25 protein-coding genes are annotated in these 18,402 nt (G+C 53.1%); 6 read left to right on the top strand and 19 right to left on the bottom strand.

Annotation, left to right across the window (positions count from 1 at the left end):
• Positions 1-4 precede the first annotated feature (4 nt).
• The 8 genes from ADU37_RS04890 to ADU37_RS04855 are packed head-to-tail and all read right to left on the bottom strand — an operon-like array spanning position 5 to position 6,014.
• Positions 5-826, bottom strand: a complete 822-nt coding sequence (locus ADU37_RS04890) for a shikimate kinase (RefSeq protein WP_394325719.1) — start codon at positions 824-826, stop codon at positions 5-7.
• A complete protein-coding gene (locus ADU37_RS04885; protein ID WP_058946550.1) occupies positions 801-1,619 on the bottom strand; it encodes a shikimate dehydrogenase in 819 nt (272 codons plus the stop codon). The genes ADU37_RS04890 and ADU37_RS04885 overlap by 26 nt, the downstream gene beginning before the upstream one ends.
• Positions 1,612-2,253, bottom strand: coding sequence for a 3-dehydroquinate dehydratase (locus ADU37_RS04880; RefSeq protein WP_058946549.1), 642 nt, complete (start codon positions 2,251-2,253; stop codon positions 1,612-1,614). The genes ADU37_RS04885 and ADU37_RS04880 overlap by 8 nt, the downstream gene beginning before the upstream one ends.
• Positions 2,207-3,232 (bottom strand): 3-dehydroquinate synthase, encoded by a 1,026-nt coding sequence (gene aroB, locus ADU37_RS04875; RefSeq protein ID WP_058946548.1) that lies wholly within the window; start codon positions 3,230-3,232, stop codon positions 2,207-2,209. Before aroB ends, ADU37_RS04880 begins: the two co-directional genes overlap by 47 nt.
• Positions 3,220-4,134, bottom strand: a complete 915-nt coding sequence (gene aroF, locus ADU37_RS04870) for a 3-deoxy-7-phosphoheptulonate synthase (protein ID WP_058946547.1) — start codon at positions 4,132-4,134, stop codon at positions 3,220-3,222. Before aroF ends, aroB begins: the two co-directional genes overlap by 13 nt.
• On the bottom strand, positions 4,131-5,051 hold the full coding sequence (locus tag ADU37_RS04865) for a transketolase family protein (protein ID WP_058946546.1): 921 nt from the start codon (positions 5,049-5,051) through the stop codon (positions 4,131-4,133). Before ADU37_RS04865 ends, aroF begins: the two co-directional genes overlap by 4 nt.
• The gene (locus ADU37_RS04860; RefSeq protein WP_058946545.1) at positions 5,048-5,707 is read right to left on the bottom strand and encodes a thiamine pyrophosphate-dependent enzyme; all 660 of its coding nucleotides are present in this window, start codon (positions 5,705-5,707) and stop codon (positions 5,048-5,050) included. The genes ADU37_RS04865 and ADU37_RS04860 overlap by 4 nt, the downstream gene beginning before the upstream one ends.
• Complete coding sequence (locus tag ADU37_RS04855; protein WP_058946544.1) at positions 5,700-6,014, bottom strand: hypothetical protein; 315 nt, start codon at positions 6,012-6,014, stop codon at positions 5,700-5,702. Before ADU37_RS04855 ends, ADU37_RS04860 begins: the two co-directional genes overlap by 8 nt.
• A 244-nt stretch (positions 6,015-6,258) precedes the next feature.
• Here ADU37_RS04855 and ADU37_RS11840 point away from each other — a divergent pair, with 244 nt between their 5' ends.
• Both ADU37_RS11840 and ADU37_RS11880 read left to right on the top strand, forming a co-directional pair.
• Positions 6,259-6,696 (top strand): pyrroline-5-carboxylate reductase, encoded by a 438-nt coding sequence (locus tag ADU37_RS11840; RefSeq protein WP_343203966.1) that lies wholly within the window; start codon positions 6,259-6,261, stop codon positions 6,694-6,696.
• Positions 6,697-6,700: 4 nt separating this feature from the next.
• Positions 6,701-6,805 (top strand): hypothetical protein, encoded by a 105-nt coding sequence (locus ADU37_RS11880; protein ID WP_394325716.1) that lies wholly within the window; start codon positions 6,701-6,703, stop codon positions 6,803-6,805.
• A 60-nt stretch (positions 6,806-6,865) separates the two neighbouring features.
• On the opposite strand, the gene ADU37_RS04845 is transcribed toward ADU37_RS11880, so the two are convergent.
• The 11 genes from ADU37_RS04845 to ADU37_RS04795 all read right to left on the bottom strand — a co-directional run bounded on the left by ADU37_RS04845 (position 6,866) and on the right by ADU37_RS04795 (position 16,371).
• Positions 6,866-7,900, bottom strand: coding sequence for a [LysW]-lysine hydrolase (locus ADU37_RS04845; protein ID WP_058946543.1), 1,035 nt, complete (start codon positions 7,898-7,900; stop codon positions 6,866-6,868).
• The gene (locus ADU37_RS04840; protein WP_058947628.1) at positions 7,887-8,975 is read right to left on the bottom strand and encodes an acetylornithine/succinylornithine family transaminase; all 1,089 of its coding nucleotides are present in this window, start codon (positions 8,973-8,975) and stop codon (positions 7,887-7,889) included. Before ADU37_RS04840 ends, ADU37_RS04845 begins: the two co-directional genes overlap by 14 nt.
• Positions 8,976-8,980: 5 nt before the next feature.
• Entirely contained in the window at positions 8,981-9,736 is a 756-nt protein-coding gene (locus ADU37_RS04835) for a [LysW]-aminoadipate/[LysW]-glutamate kinase (protein WP_058946542.1), read from the bottom strand.
• A gap of 9 nt (positions 9,737-9,745) precedes the next feature.
• Positions 9,746-10,738, bottom strand: a complete 993-nt coding sequence (gene argC / locus ADU37_RS04830) for an N-acetyl-gamma-glutamyl-phosphate reductase (protein WP_058946541.1) — start codon at positions 10,736-10,738, stop codon at positions 9,746-9,748.
• Positions 10,735-11,556: a lysine biosynthesis protein LysX gene (gene lysX, locus ADU37_RS04825; protein WP_058946540.1), complete on the bottom strand. Its 822-nt coding sequence runs from the start codon at positions 11,554-11,556 to the stop codon at positions 10,735-10,737. Before lysX ends, argC begins: the two co-directional genes overlap by 4 nt.
• A 26-nt stretch (positions 11,557-11,582) precedes the next feature.
• Positions 11,583-11,744, bottom strand: a complete 162-nt coding sequence (gene lysW / locus ADU37_RS04820; RefSeq protein ID WP_058946539.1) for a lysine biosynthesis protein LysW — start codon at positions 11,742-11,744, stop codon at positions 11,583-11,585.
• 78 nt (positions 11,745-11,822) lie between these two features.
• Positions 11,823-12,881 (bottom strand): isocitrate/isopropylmalate family dehydrogenase, encoded by a 1,059-nt coding sequence (locus ADU37_RS04815; RefSeq protein ID WP_058946538.1) that lies wholly within the window; start codon positions 12,879-12,881, stop codon positions 11,823-11,825.
• Positions 12,869-13,360: a 3-isopropylmalate dehydratase small subunit gene (locus ADU37_RS04810; RefSeq protein WP_058946537.1), complete on the bottom strand. Its 492-nt coding sequence runs from the start codon at positions 13,358-13,360 to the stop codon at positions 12,869-12,871. The genes ADU37_RS04815 and ADU37_RS04810 overlap by 13 nt, the downstream gene beginning before the upstream one ends.
• Entirely contained in the window at positions 13,357-14,499 is a 1,143-nt protein-coding gene (locus ADU37_RS04805) for a 3-isopropylmalate dehydratase/homoaconitate hydratase family large subunit (protein WP_058946536.1), read from the bottom strand. Before ADU37_RS04805 ends, ADU37_RS04810 begins: the two co-directional genes overlap by 4 nt.
• Positions 14,496-15,581: a homocitrate synthase gene (gene lysS / locus ADU37_RS04800; protein WP_082663020.1), complete on the bottom strand. Its 1,086-nt coding sequence runs from the start codon at positions 15,579-15,581 to the stop codon at positions 14,496-14,498. The genes ADU37_RS04805 and lysS overlap by 4 nt, the downstream gene beginning before the upstream one ends.
• A gap of 226 nt (positions 15,582-15,807) precedes the next feature.
• Complete coding sequence (locus ADU37_RS04795) at positions 15,808-16,371, bottom strand: nitroreductase family protein (protein WP_058946535.1); 564 nt, start codon at positions 16,369-16,371, stop codon at positions 15,808-15,810.
• 118 nt (positions 16,372-16,489) lie between these two features.
• On the opposite strand from ADU37_RS04795, the gene ADU37_RS11410 reads away from it, so the two are divergent.
• The 4 genes from ADU37_RS11410 (at position 16,490) to ADU37_RS04780 (ending at position 18,402) form a co-directional block, all read left to right on the top strand.
• On the top strand, positions 16,490-16,663 hold the full coding sequence (locus tag ADU37_RS11410) for a hypothetical protein (protein ID WP_158508483.1): 174 nt from the start codon (positions 16,490-16,492) through the stop codon (positions 16,661-16,663).
• Positions 16,617-16,976, top strand: coding sequence for a pyruvate formate lyase family protein (locus ADU37_RS10955; protein ID WP_343203978.1), 360 nt, complete (start codon positions 16,617-16,619; stop codon positions 16,974-16,976). Before ADU37_RS11410 ends, ADU37_RS10955 begins: the two co-directional genes overlap by 47 nt.
• Before the next feature lie 171 nt (positions 16,977-17,147).
• Positions 17,148-17,414, top strand: a complete 267-nt coding sequence (locus ADU37_RS11615) for a hypothetical protein (RefSeq protein ID WP_058946533.1) — start codon at positions 17,148-17,150, stop codon at positions 17,412-17,414.
• 526 nt (positions 17,415-17,940) lie between these two features.
• Complete coding sequence (locus tag ADU37_RS04780; RefSeq protein WP_058946532.1) at positions 17,941-18,402, top strand: Mut7-C RNAse domain-containing protein; 462 nt, start codon at positions 17,941-17,943, stop codon at positions 18,400-18,402.

Below are 18,402 nucleotides of genomic sequence, written 5' to 3'. Positions count from 1 at the left end.
GCAATCACCTCAGCTCGGTTGTCAAAACTTCTCCAAACTGTTCCCACTCCTCAGCAAGCTCTTCGGGCTCATTCGTGACGGCAAAAACCGCTGGCCCCTTCCCGCTCAGCCCTACCACAGCTCCCCTCTCTAGGGCAATCCTGAATGGCTCGAGGGAGTAGCCGAGGTACGTCGAGTAAACCAGGCCGTTAATGAGGGCCGCTTTTCTCCACTCTCCACCGAGGGCCAGCCTTACGGCCTCCTCCACGTAAGGTTTGATTGGAGAAAAGTCCCTCCCGCTTAGGTTTTCGGTCAGGAGAGTCTTCCCCGGGAGCATGAGTAGAACGGGAAGGGGCTCGACTTTGGAACTGCGGAGAACCTTCATTCTGAGGTTGTCGGTTACCCAGAACGAACCGAAGTAGGAGGCGCAGGCGTCGTCAAATGCCCCGGTTAGGGTAACCCCCGCCCTCTTAGCGGTCTCGACTCCGGCTTTAACAACTTCCATTTCGCTCATACCAAGCCCGAGGGCATTAGCCAGGGCCTTTGAGAGGGCGTTCGCAGCTGCAGAGCTGCTCTTGAGACCCATCCCGACGGGTATCTCCGACTCTATTCTGAACTTGATCCCGAAGTCCTCGCCAGTTATCTCCCTGAAAACATCAACGGCCGCTTTAACGAGCCTGAAATCTCTCAAATTTTCTCCTCTAACCCTGATCTCCCCCTCAATCCCCTCACCCGTTAGTTTAACATCCACCCTCGTCCAGAGGTCTATCCCTATCGCAGAACCAATGCCGGTTGCGAAGGCGTTCACAACGGTGATGGCGCTACTGGCTGAGGCTCTCAAGCGCAGCCCCCCTCATAAGCCCTTCATCTGGTTCCAACCCCGTCCAAAGCCTGAAGCTCTCGATGCCCTGATAGACGAGCATCCAGAGGCCATCAACGGTTTTACAGCCCCTCAGCTCGGCCTCGGTGAGAAGGCGCGTCTTCAGGGGCTTGTAAACTATGTCCATGACGACGAGATCTTTCCTTAGCATCTCTCCCGGAACCGGCGTCTCCCAAGAGTTCATTCCGACGGGGGTGGCGTTTATCAAAACTTCGGCCCATTTCAGATACTTCCCAAGATTCCCCCTGTTCAGAGCGTCCCCCGTTATTCCGAAGCGCTCCAGTACCTTAGCCTTTTCGGGGGTTCTGTTGAGAACGACCACGTCGTTGTCCTTGGCAAGCTCATAGGCTATCGCTTTGCCTGCACCACCGGCACCGATAATGAGGATCCTCCTTTCCCCCAGCTCAATCACTCTTTCGAGGGCCCTTCTGGCACCTATACCATCGGTTGTGTGGCCTTCCAGCTTTCCGTTTCTGTTAACGACCGTGTTGACGCTCCCGATTTCTCCGGAGTCCTCGGAGAGTGAGTCGAGGAAGCGGATTATCGCCTCCTTGTGCGGCATTGTTACGTTCAATCCAGAGATGCTCAGGGCTCTGAAGCCTTTGATGGCATCCCCGAGCTCTTCTGGGTGGACTTCGAAGGCTAAGTATACCGCGTTGATTCCAAGGGCTCTAAAAGCTGCGTTGTGCATGGATGGACTGAGCGAGTGTCTTGTTGGAAAGCCGATTACCCCGTAGAGCCTTGTTTTTGCGTCAACCAAAGAGCATCACCCTCAATCTTTCCAGTTCCTCCGCCGGAAACTGTCCCGGGGCTACCTCTCCGTCAACAGGGGCGTAAGTGAATGGGGCCAGCTGGGCCGAAAAGACCCTGGAGACCCTCCCAAGGGGCCCCATGCAGAAGGCTATAAGGTTCTCTGCATACTCATAGAGCCTCAAAACTCTCAGGTTGTCGAGGACCGAGTTTGCGGTGGTGACTATCTTTATTATCCCGGGCTCCAGCTCTTCCATCTCCTTGAGGAGGTCGAGAAGCTTTCCGAAGCCCGGTGTACCTTTAAAGTCGTGGTGTGAGAGAACAACTCTTACGCTCTTCTCCCTGGCGAGTTCAATGACCTCAGAGGCTATCTTTGAACCGAACTCGACGTCAACGTAGGCGGGTTTTAGGGCCATAACTCTCCGATAGAGCCTAAGTCTCGTCCCGTCATCGAGGGGTCTGATTCCCCCTTCTTCCTTTCTCCTTGGGGTGAAGATGAGCCTTTTAGAATATTCCCCCAGCACTTCCAGTCCCTCAAACTCCCAGAAGGAGTCAAGCCTGATCTCGTAGAGATCGAAGTTCGATGCTTTAATCTTCTCAAGCGCTTCCCTCGGGTTTTTGGCTGTCACCACTCCCGCTATCATAACTCGTTGCCTCCAAGGCCCGTTTTAAAACCTCCTCAGCTACTTCCTCAACGACGACATCGCCTATTTCAACTGGAGCAACGAAGACGATCTTCCCATACCAAGCCTTCTTGTCAAGCGCCATCTCCCTAAGTATCTCATCGGCCCCAAAGGGATGCCTCGTGGGTAGTCCGAGCTTTTCCAGGAGCTCTTCGGTTTTTCCAGAATCAAAGCCGTACAGCTCTTCTCCAACCTTTGAAGCCACCATAAGTCCCATGGAAACCGCAAGTCCGTGCTTTATCTTGTAGTTCGACAGCTTCTCGATTGCGTGTCCGGTCGTGTGGCCGAGGTTGAGGATTCTCCTTAGCCCTCTCTCCTCCGGGTCTTTCTCAACGACCTCAGCCTTGAAAAGTGCGCACTCCCGTATTATGGCCTCATCTATCCCCTTGAAGTTCCTGATGAGGGCGTAGATTTTCTTGTCAAGCAGGGCGTACTTGGCAACTTCTCCGAGCCCGTTCCTGATTTCCTCATCAGGGAGCGTGGAGAGAGTTTCGTGGGCTATCAGGACGAAGTTAGGAAGATAGAACGTCCCTATCATGTTCTTTCCGTTGAAGTTCACCCCGGTCTTGCCCCCTATGGCCGCGTCCACCTGGGCTAAAAGCGTCGTTGGAACGAGGCCGAGAAGGGTTCCTCTCATGTAGGTTGAGGCCACGAAGCCAGCTATATCAGTCACGACTCCCCCGCCGAGGCCTATAAGGAGGGACTTCCTTGTGAAGCCCTCCTCCTGGAGCCTCTTCCAAATAGCCATGGTGGTCTCAAGGCTCTTGTATTCCTCGCCGTCTGGAATGACTATTTTTATCGGATTCTCTATTCCGCTGAAGGCTTTTTTAAGCCAGAGTCTCTCCACTGTCATGTTTGTCAGAAATGCGACCTTGTGGGGGTTCAGCTCCTCCACGAGGGATGGAAGGGTGGAGAGGGGGCCGAAAGTCAGGCTCTCCATCCGAGCCCCCCCAGCTCCATGAGGAATACCTCCGTGTACCAGTCGTTCTCCTCGACCCTCTCTGAGAGCACGTACCTCGGAACGCCCTCTGCAACTTCTCTGGGAGTCTCTACCTTCCATCCAAGCCCTTCAATCTCCCTCAAAAGCCTCTCGAAGTCTTCAAATGTCAGCTGTTGTGCAGAATCTGAGAGGGCCTTTTCTGGCTCTGGATGAACCTCAACTATTATACCGTCAGCCCCAACGGCGTAGGCGGCCTTTGCAAGGGGTATCACAAGCTCCCTTCTCCCAGCTGAGTGTGATGGGTCGACTATTATCGGCAAGTGAGAGAGCTCCTTGACGACTGGAACGGCGGAGATGTCCAGGGTAAACCTCGTGGAGGTCTCGAAGGTTCTTATACCCCTCTCGCAGAGAATAACGTTCTCGTTGCCGCCATTGAGTATGTACTCGGCCGAGTATAGGAGCTCCTGGACTGTGTTGGCCATTCCCCTCTTCAGAACCACTGGGTTGTCGACCTTTCCGACGGCCTTGAGGAGTTCGAAGTTCTGGGAGTTCCTGGCACCGATCTGAAGCATATCAGAGTACTTTGCAACCAGCTCAACCTGCGATGCTTCCATAACCTCTGTAACGGTTACGAGGCCGTATTCATCGGCCGCCTTTCTCATCCACTTCAGGGCATCCTCCCCGTGTCCCTGAAAGGAGTATGGGCTGGTCCTCGGCTTAAAAGCTCCCCCGCGGAGCACTTTAACGCCTTTTTCAGCCAAAAACTCTGCAATCTTCATTATCTGCTCCTGGCTTTCCACCGCGCAGGGGCCCGCTATTACGGTGAAGCCGTCTCCGATTTTAACCCCTCCGACCTTGACAACCGTTTTTGACTTGTAGTCTTTCTCGAATTTGAACTTCACGTCAGCATCACCTCAACCTTCCTCACGACATTTTCCGCTGTTAAACCATAGCGCTCCAGGAGTGCCAAGTAGTCTCTGCTCGACCTGCCAAACTCGGTAGTTCCGATCCTGATGAGTCTCTTTGGCATCTTTTCCGAGAGGACCTCCGCCACCGCTCCCCCGAGACCGCCGTGGATGCTGTGTTCCTCAAGTGTGATTACGAGTTCCACCTTAGATACAAGCTTTAGCAGTGTTTCCTCATCGAGGGGCTTTATCGTGTGCATGTCGACCACTCCAGCACTTATCCCCCTTTCCTCAAGCTTTCTCGCTGTTTCAAGTGCCACCGACACCATAACTCCCGTGGCCACAAGGAGAACGTCGTTCCCCTTCCTTAGAACGCTGGCCTTGCCCAGCTCCAGCTCCGGTTTGTTGTACACCCTGGGCGCATGATCCCTGCCGAGGCGCATGTAAACAGGCCCTTCAAGCTCGACGACTTGCCGGAGAAGGACGGGCACTGAGGGGGCATCCGCTGGCACAACAACCGTCATATTCGGAAGGACGCGCATGAGCGCTATGTCCTCAAGGCACTGATGGGAGGAACCATCCATATGGTCTGAAAGGCCCGAGTGGGTAGGGATGAGTTTGACGTTGAGATTGTCCCTGGCTATCGTGTTCCTTATCTGCTCCCATGCCCGCATCAAGAAGGCGGCGAAGGCCGAGACAACTGGAATCTTGCCTGCTATGGCTAAACCCCCCGCCATTGATACCATGTCTTGTTCGCTTATGCCCACCTGGATGAACCTTCCGGGAAAGGCCTTCTCGAAGTAGGCAGTTTTCGTCGAGCTCTTAACATCGGCGTCGAGGACTACGATGTTTGGGTTTTCCCTTCCCAGTTCAACTAAAGCCCTCCCAAAGGCCTCCCTGAAGCTCTCAATCAAACTCCCCACCTCGCTATGATGACTTTGGGCTTCCCTCTGATCCTCTTCGCCTTTTCGAGGGCTTTTCTCAGTTTTTCCTTCCGGTTGGGAACCTCTATCACCTCCCAACCAAAGGCCCTCCACTTGTCGGCCAATGGTTCTTTGTTCATTATCTCCTCAGTGCTGCCAGTTAGTTGGAAGTAGTTCCTGTCTACTATGGCAATCACTCTATCGAGCCCGTGGTGCGATGCAGTCATAGCAGCTTCCCAGACTTGGCCCTCATCCAGCTCACCATCGCCGAGTATGACGTAGACGTAGCCATTTTTTCCGTCAATGCGCTTAGCCATCGCTATTCCGTTACCCACCGAGAGACCTTGGCCGAGGGAGCCGCTCGAAACCTCTATGAAGGGCAATCCCCTGGTAACGTGGCTCGGGAGGCCGTCTATGTCCGCGAAGCTGTAGAGCTCCTCGTCGCTGAGAAGGCCCATCTCGTGGAGTATCACGTAGAACGCTGGGGCCGAGTGGCCTTTGCTGAGTATCACAACGTCGTCCTCTCTCTTCTCTTCGAGAATTGCTGAGAGAATTTCAAGGCAGGTCTCGGAAGACTCAAGGTGGAAGTTGTTGACGGGCTGGAGCACGCTCTGGAGCTTTGCCCTTGGATCAAGGGTCTCACTCATGGCCGTCCACCTCCAGAAGGCTGAGAATCATCCTACCGTGCTCGGTAAGCCTGACGGGTCTGGGGTTTTCCTTGGTGCCGTAGTCTATGAGTCCAAGGTCTTTGAGAATCCTGGCATTCAGCTTCAGCGTCGAGAGGGCTTTTCTTTCCTTCCTGCTGAGCTCCTCAAGGAAAGAATTCAGGGAGCGGTGTCTACCGTTTATGCTCCTCAGTATCAATCTCTGGTTTTCATTCAAAGCCCTCAGAACGAGCTTCCTGATTACCTCTTCCCCGCCGGGGATTACTAATATTGGCGGGGCATCACCCATTGGCGGGACATCACCGATCACCGGAGACAGATGAATCAACAATCCTTTTAAATCATTCGTCAGGCAAACCTGTCCAATTCCTAAAATAGGGCTCACCTCTAACCAATCTGTCAAAAATAAGTGGAAAATTGATGTATTTTTGCCAATTTGACAAACAGATGTCCAAAAATGTTATCATGCGGTTCAAAAATTGGCATGCGGTGGTTAAATGAGGACAGCATAGGGCAGGAATTATAGGGGGCCGTTGCGAGGGCTCTGGCAGAGAAAGGCCACGAGGAGGAACATTGAGAAGGCAAAATGGCTTGAGGAATACGGGGTTAACGCCATGTGGGCCGAAATCGTTTTTCTGGCGGTGAAGCCCAACAAGGTGGCAAACGTACTGGGAGGAATAAGAGATGCACTTAGAGGCAGGATACTGGTTTCTTTAGCCGCTGGAGTTCCCAACAAAGACCCTAAAGGAGCTCGCCCCGGGGCAAAGGTCGTCAGGGCGATGCCCAACATAGCCATCCTCGTTGGTGAGGCTTTCATAGGCCACACCACGACCGATCTTGAGCCCGATGAGAGAGAAGGCCAAATCCCTTCTCAGGGCCTTTGGCGAGTGTCTTCTCGTCGATGGGGAGCACATGGACGCAATAAACGGGCTCAGAGGCTCGAGACCTGCCTAAGTTTCGGTCTTCGTTAAGTCGATGATATACGGCGGCATAAGGGTCGGTCTTCCGAGAGAGGTGGCAAAAATAGCTGCCCTTCAGACGCTCCTCAGCACTGCAATCGAGCTCGAAGAGGGAAAATAACGGCGATAATGAAGACCATAGATGCGGCAACGAAGAAGTCCAATGCTCTCCACGAGAACTCTACCATGAGATGCCCTTTCCGATTTCCATATCTCCGCTTTCTTCAACTACCCTGCTCTTGGTGCCTTTGAGCTCTTCGATGACGTCAACCAGTACCTTCACTGCCAAGAGGTACTCATCAAGGCTTATGCGCTCGTGGGGCGTGTGATCCAGTCTGGAGTCCCCCGGGCCGTAGGCGACGGCATCAACGCCAAACTTCGGGCCGAGGATGTTCATGTCGGCCGTTCCAGTCTTCTTCTTCAGTCTCGGCCTCATCCCGTTCCTCCTTATGCCCCTGACAAAGGCTTTGACGAGTGCACCCCTCCTGTCGACCTGATAGGCCGGAACGAAGTCGAGTATCTCCCAATCATCGGGCGGCTCGTAACCGGGCGGAGTGCGGAGGTTTATCACCATCTCGCCGTAGAAGTCGAAGTCCCTCTCATAGGCGTGGAACTCCGCTATTCTGCCGCTCAGGGCGTTGAAACCCTCCCCGAAGGAGGACTTTATCTCGAGCCACCTGTTTATTAGCTTCTCTGCTGCGTTAACTCCGAGGCTTCCGTGAACTTTCTCGACGCTCTCAACGAATTTTGCAGTTAAGCTCCCTTTGTAGGCTATGGTAACGCCATCGACACCGCTCGGCTCACCGATAATAATGTAATCAGGTCTGGGGACGTCGAGGTTCTTAGCGCCCTTCGAGAAGCCCTCCTCATCTACTAGCCCCGCGAATATCACGTTGGCTCTGCTCTCCAGCGTGGCGAAGAAGAAAGTAGCCAGAGGCCCCTTTGCGTCAACGCTCCCCCTACCCCAGAGGACGCCGTCGTCTATCCTTACCGGGATTATTCCCGGGACTGTGTCAACATGCCCAGCCAGGAGTATCCTCGGACCCTTTCCTTTCCTTATCGCTATCGCGTTGCCAACTTCGTCAACGTAGGCCTCAACCCCAAAGCTCTCGAATGATTCAACGATGAACTTAACCGCCTCGCCCTCCCTTCCGGTGGGAGAGTATATCTCGACGAGCTTCTTTAGGAACTCAATCTTCTCGTCAGAGGATATCATTCAGAACACCCTCTATCTCTTTCCCTGCTTCCTTCAGTGTGCTTCTCTCTATTATCAGCGGCGGGAGGAGTCTTATCACTCTGTTTCCTGCCGTGTTTACGAGGATTCCCCTCTCCTGGAGGGCCTTAACGTAGTTTCCTGCTGGTCTTCTGAGGACTATCCCGATCATTAGCCCCCTTCCTCTGGTCTTGACTACCCTCTCACCCGAGAACTCCACGAACTTTTCACCGGCCTTTTCGACGAGTCTGTCCCTCCTGAGTATTCTCAGCGTTGTTACCACGGCCCTGCAGGCCAGAGGGTTTCCGCCAAAGGTGGATCCGTGCTTTCCCCTTGGTATCTCCAGGTCAGTCATGGTGAGGCTCACGGGGAAGCCGTTGCCTATGCCCTTCCCCATCACAACTATGTCGGGCCTCACCCCATAGTGCTCTATTGCAAGGAACTTTCCCGTTCTGAGTCCGCTCTGGACTTCATCCGCTATCAACAGGGCTCCCACATCCTCGGTGAGGTCCCTGAGAGCTTTGACGAACTCCTCATCCGCAGGTACTATTCCCCCCTCGCCCTGGATCGGCTCGAAGATAACCGCTGCCGTTTCCCTCGTTATGGCCTCTTTTGCAGCTTCGACGTTGTTGAAGGGAATATGATTGAATCCTGGCACGAGTGGCCCAAAGCCCTCGCGGTACTTCTTCTTCCAGGTGGCGCTGAGGGAACCCAGAGTTCTTCCGTGGAAGGCGTTAGTCATGGCTATTATCTCCGAACGCCCTGTTGCAAGGCGGGCGAACTTTATGGCAGCTTCAACGGCTTCAGTTCCCGAGTTGCCCATGTAAACGTACTCGTAGTCGACCCAGTGTGAGAGCTCCTCAAGCATCTCGTCCCTCTCGTCGTGCTCGAACATTGGACCAGCAACGACTATCTTCTCCAGCTGGTGCCTCATCTCAAGCACCCATTCCGGGTGGGCATGCCCAAGGACGTTCACGCCTATTCCCGCTATAAGATCCAGGTAGCGCCTTCCCCTTTCATCCCAGACGTAGACACCTTCACCTCTGACGAGCCTGAGCCGTTTCATGTAGAGGGGCATCTCCCTCAAGTTATCACCGTCCTGCCGTTGAGTCCTTGGATGACCACCCTTTCAACGCCGCTCTCAACGGCCTTTGCCGCCATCATGAGCTTCTTCCTCATTCCTCCTCCAGCGTATCCGAGAAGCTCTGGGAGCTCGTTCAGGTTCAAGCGTTCTACGACGCTCCCATCTGCCATAAATGCCGAGTCCGAGACAAAGACCAGCTCCCTGGCGTTGGTGGCGATGGCCATGTGGTAGGCCACCTTGTCCCCGTCGACGTTGAGGGGGACGTTTTCAACGGGATCGTATGCCACCGAGGCTATAACGGGCAGTCCGAGCTTCCTGAGCTCCATTAGAGCTTCAACGTTTATCCTCTCCACGGTTCCCGAGTAGTCGTCCCTTATTGCAACGATTTTCCCGTTTATGAGGACTTTGACAAGCTTTTTTCTCCTACCCACCACCAGCTCGTGCTCAATTCCCATAAAGCCTACCGCGTTTATCCCCCTGGCCCGGAGGAACTCCACCAGCTCCCTGTTCGCCCGCATCATGGCGGCCAGGTAAACGTCGAGGACTTCCCACGTCGTCCTCCTGAAGGTCACTCCGGAGGGACTGGTTAACCTCTCAACCTTTACCCCGAGCTTCTTGGAGAGTTCGTCGACGTGCCTTGAGCCCCCGTGCACAACCACCGTGTCAGGGCTCTTCAGCGAGCTGGAGAGGCCGTCGCTTGCCCAGACCTCCTCAAACCTCACCAGTGCTGCCCCACCTATCTTAACGACCCTCATGGTACCACCTCACACGGGGTAGACCGGGTAGTAGTTCAGACCGGTCCTCTCGTCAAGTCCAAACATGAGGTTCATGTTCTGAACAGCCTGCCCGGAACCGCCTTTGATGAGGTTGTCTATGGCAGAGAGGACGATAGCCCTCGAGTTCCCCTCGTCGTAGGCAAAGCCGATGTCGGCGAAGTTGCTCCCTATCACGTACTTTGGATCCGGGAAGCGCTGGAGGCCGTCCCTGTCCGTAACGAGCCTCACGAAGGGCTCATCCTTGTAGAGCAAAAGCCTCTTCAGAAGCTCCCTCTCGCTGCCCTCAAAGCGGAAGTAGATGGTGGCAAGAATCCCCCTGACGATGTCAACGGAGTGGACGGTGAAGGCCACCTTAACCCCGGTCTCCTGGATCACCTCACCCTCATGCCTGTGATGGTGGGGCTTGTAGACCCTAACGACGTGGCTCCTCTCTGGATGTATGCTCGCCAAGTTCTCCCTTCTCCCCCCCGCAGACGAGCTCACCTTGAGATCGACTATTGCCTCCTTTGTGAGCTCCCTGAATGGGTAGAGCGCGAGGATTGTGGCGGTCGCGTTGCAGCCCGGATTTGCAACTAGCTCGGCCTTCCTTATCTCCTTCCTGTGGAGCTCCGGAAGGCCGTAGACGAACTCGTCTATGAGCTCTGGCTTCTTGTGCTCGCCATAGTACTCCCGGTATAGATCTTCTCTCAGCCTGAAGTCGGCGCTCATGTCTATGATCTTCGCGCTCCCCAGGTAGTCGTCTATTATCTCCATCGAGGTTCCGTGGGGAACGGCAAGGAATATAACGTCGGCATCGAACTCATTGGTGTTCGTGAAGCGTAGGTTAAGCCCCCTTAGGCTGGGGTGAACCTTGTGCACCTTTTGACCTGCGAAGCGCCTCGATGTTATCGCCTTTATTTCCACCTCGGGGTGCATGGCCAAAAGCCTGACGAGTTCCCCACCGATGTAACCGCTGGCACCGATGACTGCGGCCTTTATCATGCCTTAGCCACCTCCACCGCGTATTCAACCAGCTTTCTGGCTATGTCAACGCCGGTAACCCTGGCGGCGTTCTTGAACTCCATGTTTGGATTTACCTCGTTAACCAGGAGACCTTTTTCGCTCTCGAAGATGTCTATTGCCAGAGCTCCCTCTCCGAAGGCCTCCCAGGCCCTAACGGATAGCTCCTCTACTTCGGGGTCATTGCAGGGTTCCGCCTTGCCACCCCTCGCGGTGTTCGTTATCCAGTGGTTGGAATGGCGGTATATTGCCCCGACGAACTCCCCTCCTATAACGTAGCTCCTGATGTCTCTTCCGGGCTTCTCCACGAATTCCTGGAAGTAGTGTATCCCGTAGAGCGGGTTCTTCATCCATTTCCTGTGTTCCAGAACTGCCTCGAGCGAATCTCTGTCGTTCACCTTTGCAAGGAGCCTCCCCCAGCTTCCAAAAACCGGTTTTGAAACGAGAGGATATCCGAGGGAGTCCGGGACCTTCAAAGCTCCTCCCTCGCTTAAAGCGGCCATCCAATCGGGAACTGACACCTTCTTGGCCAGCCTCAGAGTGGCGAACAGCTTATCACCTGCCTCAAGGATGAGCTTGGAGGAGTTAACTGCCGGAATCCCCTCGCTCTCGAAGAGTCTGGCTGTGTAGAGGGCCTTGAAGTGGCTCACGTTCCTTATTATGACCACATCGAGGTTGTATTTTCTGGGGAAGAGCAGTTCATCCTCGTGGAGCATAACAACTTCCCCAAACTCACCGGCCCTCTCCTTTATGGCCATCTCCTCCCTTCTGAGAACTGTGTATGTGATCCCTATCCTCATCACCACCACCAAAAAAATTGAAAAGATTACTCCCCCCAGTCTTCCTCGACCTCGGGGAGCTCCTCCAAGGTTAAGGGCTCAAGGCTCACAACCTCAAGCTCCGCTCCGCATACAGGGCATTCGACTATCTGATGCAGTTCAACCTCTCCGACCTCTATTTCACTTCCGCATACCGGACATTCCACCATTCCCTTCACCCCCACCTTTTGCCACAGATCTGGAACTTAAAGGCTTCGTAACAAATGAAATCAGCTTTAGAGCTTTAGTTACGGATGCAACCTTAACCCCGCCATTCGGCTTATGTCGCTTTCAAGTCTGCTCACCCGAATCTCATCCCGCCAGACCTCGTCCATGGAGAGGAGGTTCTCTATCTCGCCGATTATTCCCCTGACGACGTCGTCCGTCCTTGACCTTCCCCCCATGTCTGGGGTCAGCTCGCCATCCCTAACGTAGTTGCTGACCGCCGTCCTGATAAGCGAACCATCTAATCCAAGGTAATCGAGGAGCATTGCACCGCTCAGTATGGCTCCTATCGGGTTGGCTATTCCCCTGCCTGCTATGTCCGGTGCGGAACCGTGAACCGGCTCGAAGAGAGCTATCTCCTCCCCGTAGTTCCCGCTGGGGACGATCCCTATGCTTCCAGCATGTACAGTGGCAAGGTCACTCAGTATGTCCCCGAAGAGGTTTTCACTGAGGATTACTCCGTGCTCCCAGGGTTTTCTAACCAGTTTTATCGTGAAGGAGTCGATTATGGCATCCTTAACCTCAACGCCCTCCTCTTCCGCCACTTCCAAGACTATCCTTCTGAAGAACTTGTCACCGATGAGGACGTTCGCCTTGTGGACGAAGGTTATGAAGCTCCCTCTGACCTTGGCCTGCTCCACGGCAAAGCGGGCTATCCTTTCAGCCCCTTCCCTCGTTATGAGCCTGACGTCAACTGCTCTTTCGTTCACAACCGAGCCTATTCCAGAGTAGAGGCCCTCGCTGTTCTCCCTGACTATGACGATCTCTCTCCCGCCTTTGAGCTCAGGTATTATTCTCAGGTTGGCGTAGAGGCCGAGCTCCTTCCTGAGGGTGAGTATTAAACTCCTGTAACCGGGGAGATCAAAGGGGGTTGTGGTTGCTCCAAAGAGGACCGCGTCGCTCCTCCTTATCTCATCAAGGTCGTCCTCTCTGATCGGGCTCCCGCACTCCCGGAAAACATCCAATCCTCCCTCGTAGTACTCGAACCTTATCCTGTCGGTTACGGCTTTTAGAACCCTCACAGCACCATCGATGACCTCCGGTCCTATTCCATCTCCGGGAATCACGGCTACTCTATACACAGGTCACCCCTCCTCTCGATGAAGCTAAGTATTCCCCCCTCCTCGACGATCCTGAGGAGGAAGCCGTCGAGCGGTTTGAAGTAAAAGGTTCCGCTCTCAGTTCTCACCTCACCGGTCCGCCAGTTCACCTCGACTATCTCCCCGTCCCTCAGCCCGCTCGTGTCGCCGACGAGCAGGGGGAGGCCGAGGTTCACAGCGTTGCGGTAGAATATCCTTCCGAATGACTGGGCTATAACCCCAGCAACTCCCGCCGCTTTGAGCGATAGGGCAGCGGATTCCCTGGAAGAGCCTATCCCGAAGTTCCTCCCGCCGGCCACAACGTCCCCGGGCTTTACCTCCTTCGAAAACTCGGGACGGGCCTCTATGAAGGCTATCCTGGCCAGCTCCTCGGGATCCTTCGTGAGGTTGTACCTCCCCGGGGTTATCGTGTCGGTTGAAACGTTGTCACCAAAGAGCCACACTCTTCCCCTCGTTATCATGCCCCTCCCTCCGGGTTCGTTATCTCTCCGTAGAGGGCGCTGAGGGCAGCGGTTACCGGGCTCCCCAGGTAAATCTCGGAGTTGGGCGAGCCCATCCTTCCACGGAAGTTCCTGTTCGTTGTGCTCAGGATAACGTCGCCATCACCAGCAACGCCCATATGCCTCCCGAGGCACGGGCCGCAGCCGGGCGGGAGTATGACCGCTCCGGCATCGATCAAGACCTTGGCAATGCCGGTCTCAATCATTCTGCGGTAGACGTTGACCGATGCGGGCCCGATTATCGTCCTGACCGCTACTTCCTCCCCAGCGAGTATCTCCGCCGCCTTCTCTATCTGCTCGAAGCGGCCGTTGGTGCACGAGCCGATGAAGACCTGGTCTATTTTTGTCCCATCGACCTCCTCAACGGGGACGCCGTTCGATGGATGGTGCGGTTTTGCAACCATCGGTGGAATGGATGAGAGGTCAATCTCAAGCTCCAAGACGTAGCCGTCACCTGTGTACTCCCCGCCTATGATTCCGGTCTTCGCGTTGGCCTCGACGCTGAAGTTGGTGAGTGTCAACCTCTCGTCGAAACTGAAGGGGACGTTGAAGAACTCTATAGCTTTATAGTTCATCTCGAAGTCCCTCAATGAGGTAATGATGTAAATCATGGCATCTGCCGCCATGACGTTTTTTCCAGGTTTTCCCTCGAAGACCACTGAAACGCTCTCGGGAACGCGGAACCAGGTTTTTCCAAGCCCCATAACCACCGCAGTGTCGGTGGCCCCCATCCCAACGGCAAAAACTCCAAGGGCTCCCAAAGTGGGCGTGTGGCTGTCTGCACCGACCACTATCTTCGCATTATTGGCCAAGCCCATCTCAACGGCCACCTGGTGTGATATTCCCTGCCCTTGGACCACTGGAATTCCTTGCTCCCTCGCGAACTCCAAGATTTCCCTCTGGAGGTTTGCCACCTTAACCGTTGGGGCCGGAAAGACGTGGTCAAAGAAAACGTAGGTCTCCGGAAGGACTCTCGTGAAGTTTCTCCTGAATGCCTCTATTATAAGGGGCATCGTACCGTCGTGCGCGTAAACGAGGTTGACTTCCCTCACAACAACTTCGCCTGTTTTGGCTCCGAGAAGTTCCTCAACGAGCGTCATGTCATCATCCTCCTCGCCTCTTCGGCCAGCATCTCGGGTGTGAAAGGTCTTCTTGAGGCCTTTACCCTCCTGAGGAGCTCTTCAATTATCCCCTCGTCGTGGATTCCGAATCTGCAGAGGTGGAATCGTATAGTATCCTTGCCAGCGAAGCGGTCGACGTAGATAGTTCTCTCCCTCCCGAAGGTCTCAGGAGGTAAGAACTCGTAGAAAGATGGATCCCTGACGACTGCCGAAACGTGCAGACCTGCCTTGTGGGTGAAGGCGTTCTGACCTACTATGGGATAGTTTTGCTGAACCTGCAATTCTGTTATCTCGCTCACGAGCCTGCTCAGTGAGTAGAGCTTCTCCAACCTGTACTTCTTGATCCCATAGTGGTAGTACAGCACCGCCAAGAGCTGGGACAGATCAACTATCCCAGCTCTCTCGCCTATTCCGTTAATGGTTGCATCCACCAGCGTAGCTCCTGCCTCTATTCCCATTATTGCGTTTGCCAGGGCCAATCCCAGGTCGTTGTGGCAGTGGACATTCACCGGAATGCCGAACTCGACGACGCGCTTGACGAGGTCGTAAAACTCGAGTGGGTGAGCGACCCCTGTGGTGTCTGCTATGCTCACCCTGTCGACTTTGAGTTCCCTGGCGAGATTCAGGGCTGCAGTTAAGTTTTCCCACTCCGTCCTAGTGGTGTCCTCCGGTGTGAACCGGACCTTCAGCCCATGGTCTTTGGCATATAGAATGGCATCCTCGATCCTAGCGAGGGCCTCACTGAGATCCGTCCTGAACCTCCTTTCCAGACACCTCCGGGAGAGGCACATAAAGATGCCTATCCACTCTGCCTCGGCCTTTAGAACTAGGTCAATGTCGCTTCTCAGGGCCCTTGAGTGCGCCAGAATGTTCGCGTTGAGGCCCTGAGAAGCGAGAAGGCGTATCCCCTCAAGGATCTCTTCGCTTACTGCTGGATGGCCGGCCTCTATAAAATCGACCCTGATCTCGTCGAGGGCAATTCCTATTCTAAGCCTGTCCTCAGGGCTGAAGTTTACTCCCGGTGTCTGCTCCCCTTCCCTGAGCGTTGAGTCCAGCACCATTATTCCACCACTTAATATGCACCACCCACTCAGATATGATTGGAAAGAGCATATAAATTTTTCGGTAATTTTGAAGTTTTATCGAATAAATTTTCTAAAAATCTAAAAAATTGAAAAATTTTTCTCAAAAATCACTTTTTAGTCGATTAAATTTCGGCAAAGTTCAAAAATGTTGGCGTTGTGCAAATTGTTAACTTTGCAAATATCAAGGAGAAAAGGAAAGTGCTCAGAAGCTGTTGAAGCTAACTACATCTCCCAGCTTCTTCCTCTCATATTTGGGCTTTTCATCGTTGGGGTAGCCTATGGGAAGTATTGTCTGGAGCTTGTAGTGTTTAGGAGCATTTACAAGTTCTTCAATCTCTTTGGGATTGGGAGGAGTGTAAGTCACCGTGCCGAGCCCTTCTTCCTCAAGGGCGAGCAGGAGGTAACCTATTGCCAGCCATGTGGACTGAACTGCAAAAGGCGCCCTAACATCGGCAAACACGAGAACAAGATAGGGAGCCTCGCTCAAAAAGGGTTTTTCCCATGTAAAACCTCTCTCCTGCAGCCACTCCCCAAGTTTTCCTTTCATCTTCTCGTAAAACTTTCTCTCTCCTTCCTCACAGACTTCTCGAATCCTTTTCTTCATTTCGATGCTCTCAATGATAACAAAGTGCCACGGCTGGGCATTCATTCCGGAGGGAGCTTCTTTTGCTGCTTCTATGGCCTTTAGAATGTCCTCTTTCGGCGGTTTGTCGGGCATGAACTTTCTAACAGTCTTTCTCCTTTTAGCCAGCTCAGGGACACACATTTAATCACCATAAATTCTCAAGTGTTCTGCAGAAAAACTTTATGGAGCCGTGTGAGAGCGCCCCACTTATCTCAACCTCCAATACCTTAAATTTTTATGCCAACAAGGATTATCCTTAGTGAAGATAATATTGCCAATCGCAGAGAAGGGCGGCTTTTCCGAAGAGTCCCCACAGCTCTGGCAAGATCCTTTAGTGTTTCTGGCTCAAGTTCAACAACCAGCCGGCCGTCCCAAGGTTGGGGTGACTGCGGAGGAGAGCTTCACTTATAACGACTTTACCAAAAATCCTTGAGATAACCCCTAACAACGGCGTTAATCCAAGAACGGGCAAGAAGATTGGCCTTGAGACCGGTAATCCGGGGAAATTCAAGAGCTTTGAAGAGCTCTGGAATGCATTCATGAGGCAGGTCAAGCACTTCCTCGACATAAAGATGAAGGGCAACAACATAATTGAGGCTCTCTACGCAAAGTATCTGCCAGTGCCGTTTATGTCCCTCTGGATAGAGGACTGCGTAAAAACGCCAAAGACTACAACTGCGGCAGAGCGAGGTACAACACCCAGTAGTAGTCAAGCTCATCGAGAGCTCTCCGCCTTCTCCAGTTAGGAAAGCATCAAAAAGGGCTTATTTCCTCCCGACGACTGTTCGCGTCCATTGAAATGCTGGTGGTGCTATAATCCCGAGGGAATATTGTCGAAACCTCAGCTGATGTATCTTGAATAAAAATGCATCCACTGCCACACTTGCGTTAACGTCTGTCCCCTTGGAGTCATCACATTGGACAAGAACGAGATTCAGCACATAGACCGGGAAAAATGTGATGGATGTGGTGTTTATTCAGAATTCTGCCCAACAAGCGCTTTGAAGCTTGTCAGAAGAACAATAAGCCTCGATGAACTCATGAGGAAAGTTGAGAGGGATGTCAAGCTCTACGACGATTCGGGTGGTGTTGTCACATTCTCTGGAAGGGCTGCTTTTCCAGCCAAATTTCCTGGTGGAGGCCCTGAAGGCAGTAAGGGAACACCACATCAACACCGCGCTTGATACTTCGGGATACGCACCTTTGGACGTTTTAAAGAAAGTTGAGCCACTTGCGGATGTGTTTCTCTACGACCTCAAGCGTTTGGGGAAATAGGCCTGGAGGTAGTGAGGGGCGGGTGATAAAACGGAGGCTCTCAGGGAGATAACGGGCACCGGTTTCTGGAAGGCTGTGCCCACGAACCCCGAGTGCAAGAGGGAGAAGACGTTCAAATTCATGCGCATATCTCGCTTTTACCCCTTTTCTACAGGAATAATCTTATAAAAGCGGAAAAAGAGGTAAGAGACTCTCTGCACGAGAAACACGCGTGCATGGAGGAGGGGTGAAATCTCGAGGATAGGAGGAGGTTGGTGGATAGTGGTCGAGATAGAAAAATCCTGGATTGAAGACTTTACACGTCCTCAAAGCTGATATCCCCCACTGGGGAGTTGAGGAGAAATTCAAAAAGTGCTGTCTTAGGAAGTGATTTCTAAAGAGGGTTCCAATCGAAAAATCCTTAATGTTCTTTTCTAACATTTCAGGGGAGTGTGAATGAAGTTCATTGCAGACATGATGCTCGGAAGATTAGCGAGGTGGCTTAGGTTATACGGTTACGACACGCTCTACGGGATAGAAGATGACGAGGAAATTCTGAAGGTTGCTAAAGAGGAAGGCAGAGTAATTCTGACGAGGGACGAAGACCTTGCGAAGAGGTGTGAGAATGCAATTCTGATAAAGTCCAATAAGTTCGAAAAGCAGGTGAAGCAGCTTATGGAGCTGGGCTTTGAGTTTAAAGAGCTGTTTCCAGAAAATGCACGATGCCCGAAGTGTAACGGGCTAATAAGAAGGGCCAAAAAAGAAGAAATCAAGGGGAAAGTGCCAGAAGGCGTTTATGAGGATTACGATGAATTTTACATCTGCACTCAGTGCGGTCAAATCTACTGGCCCGGGAGGCAGTGGAAAGAGATGGTAAAAATGGATAGAAAGTTGAGAAACTTAAAGGAAAATAAATAG

The sequence above is a fragment of the Thermococcus sp. 2319x1 genome (genome assembly GCF_001484685.1).
GTDB lineage: Archaea > Methanobacteriota_B > Thermococci > Thermococcales > Thermococcaceae > Thermococcus_A.
Note: the sequence above shows the minus strand (reverse complement) of the source record. Positions and strands in the feature narration are given on the sequence as shown.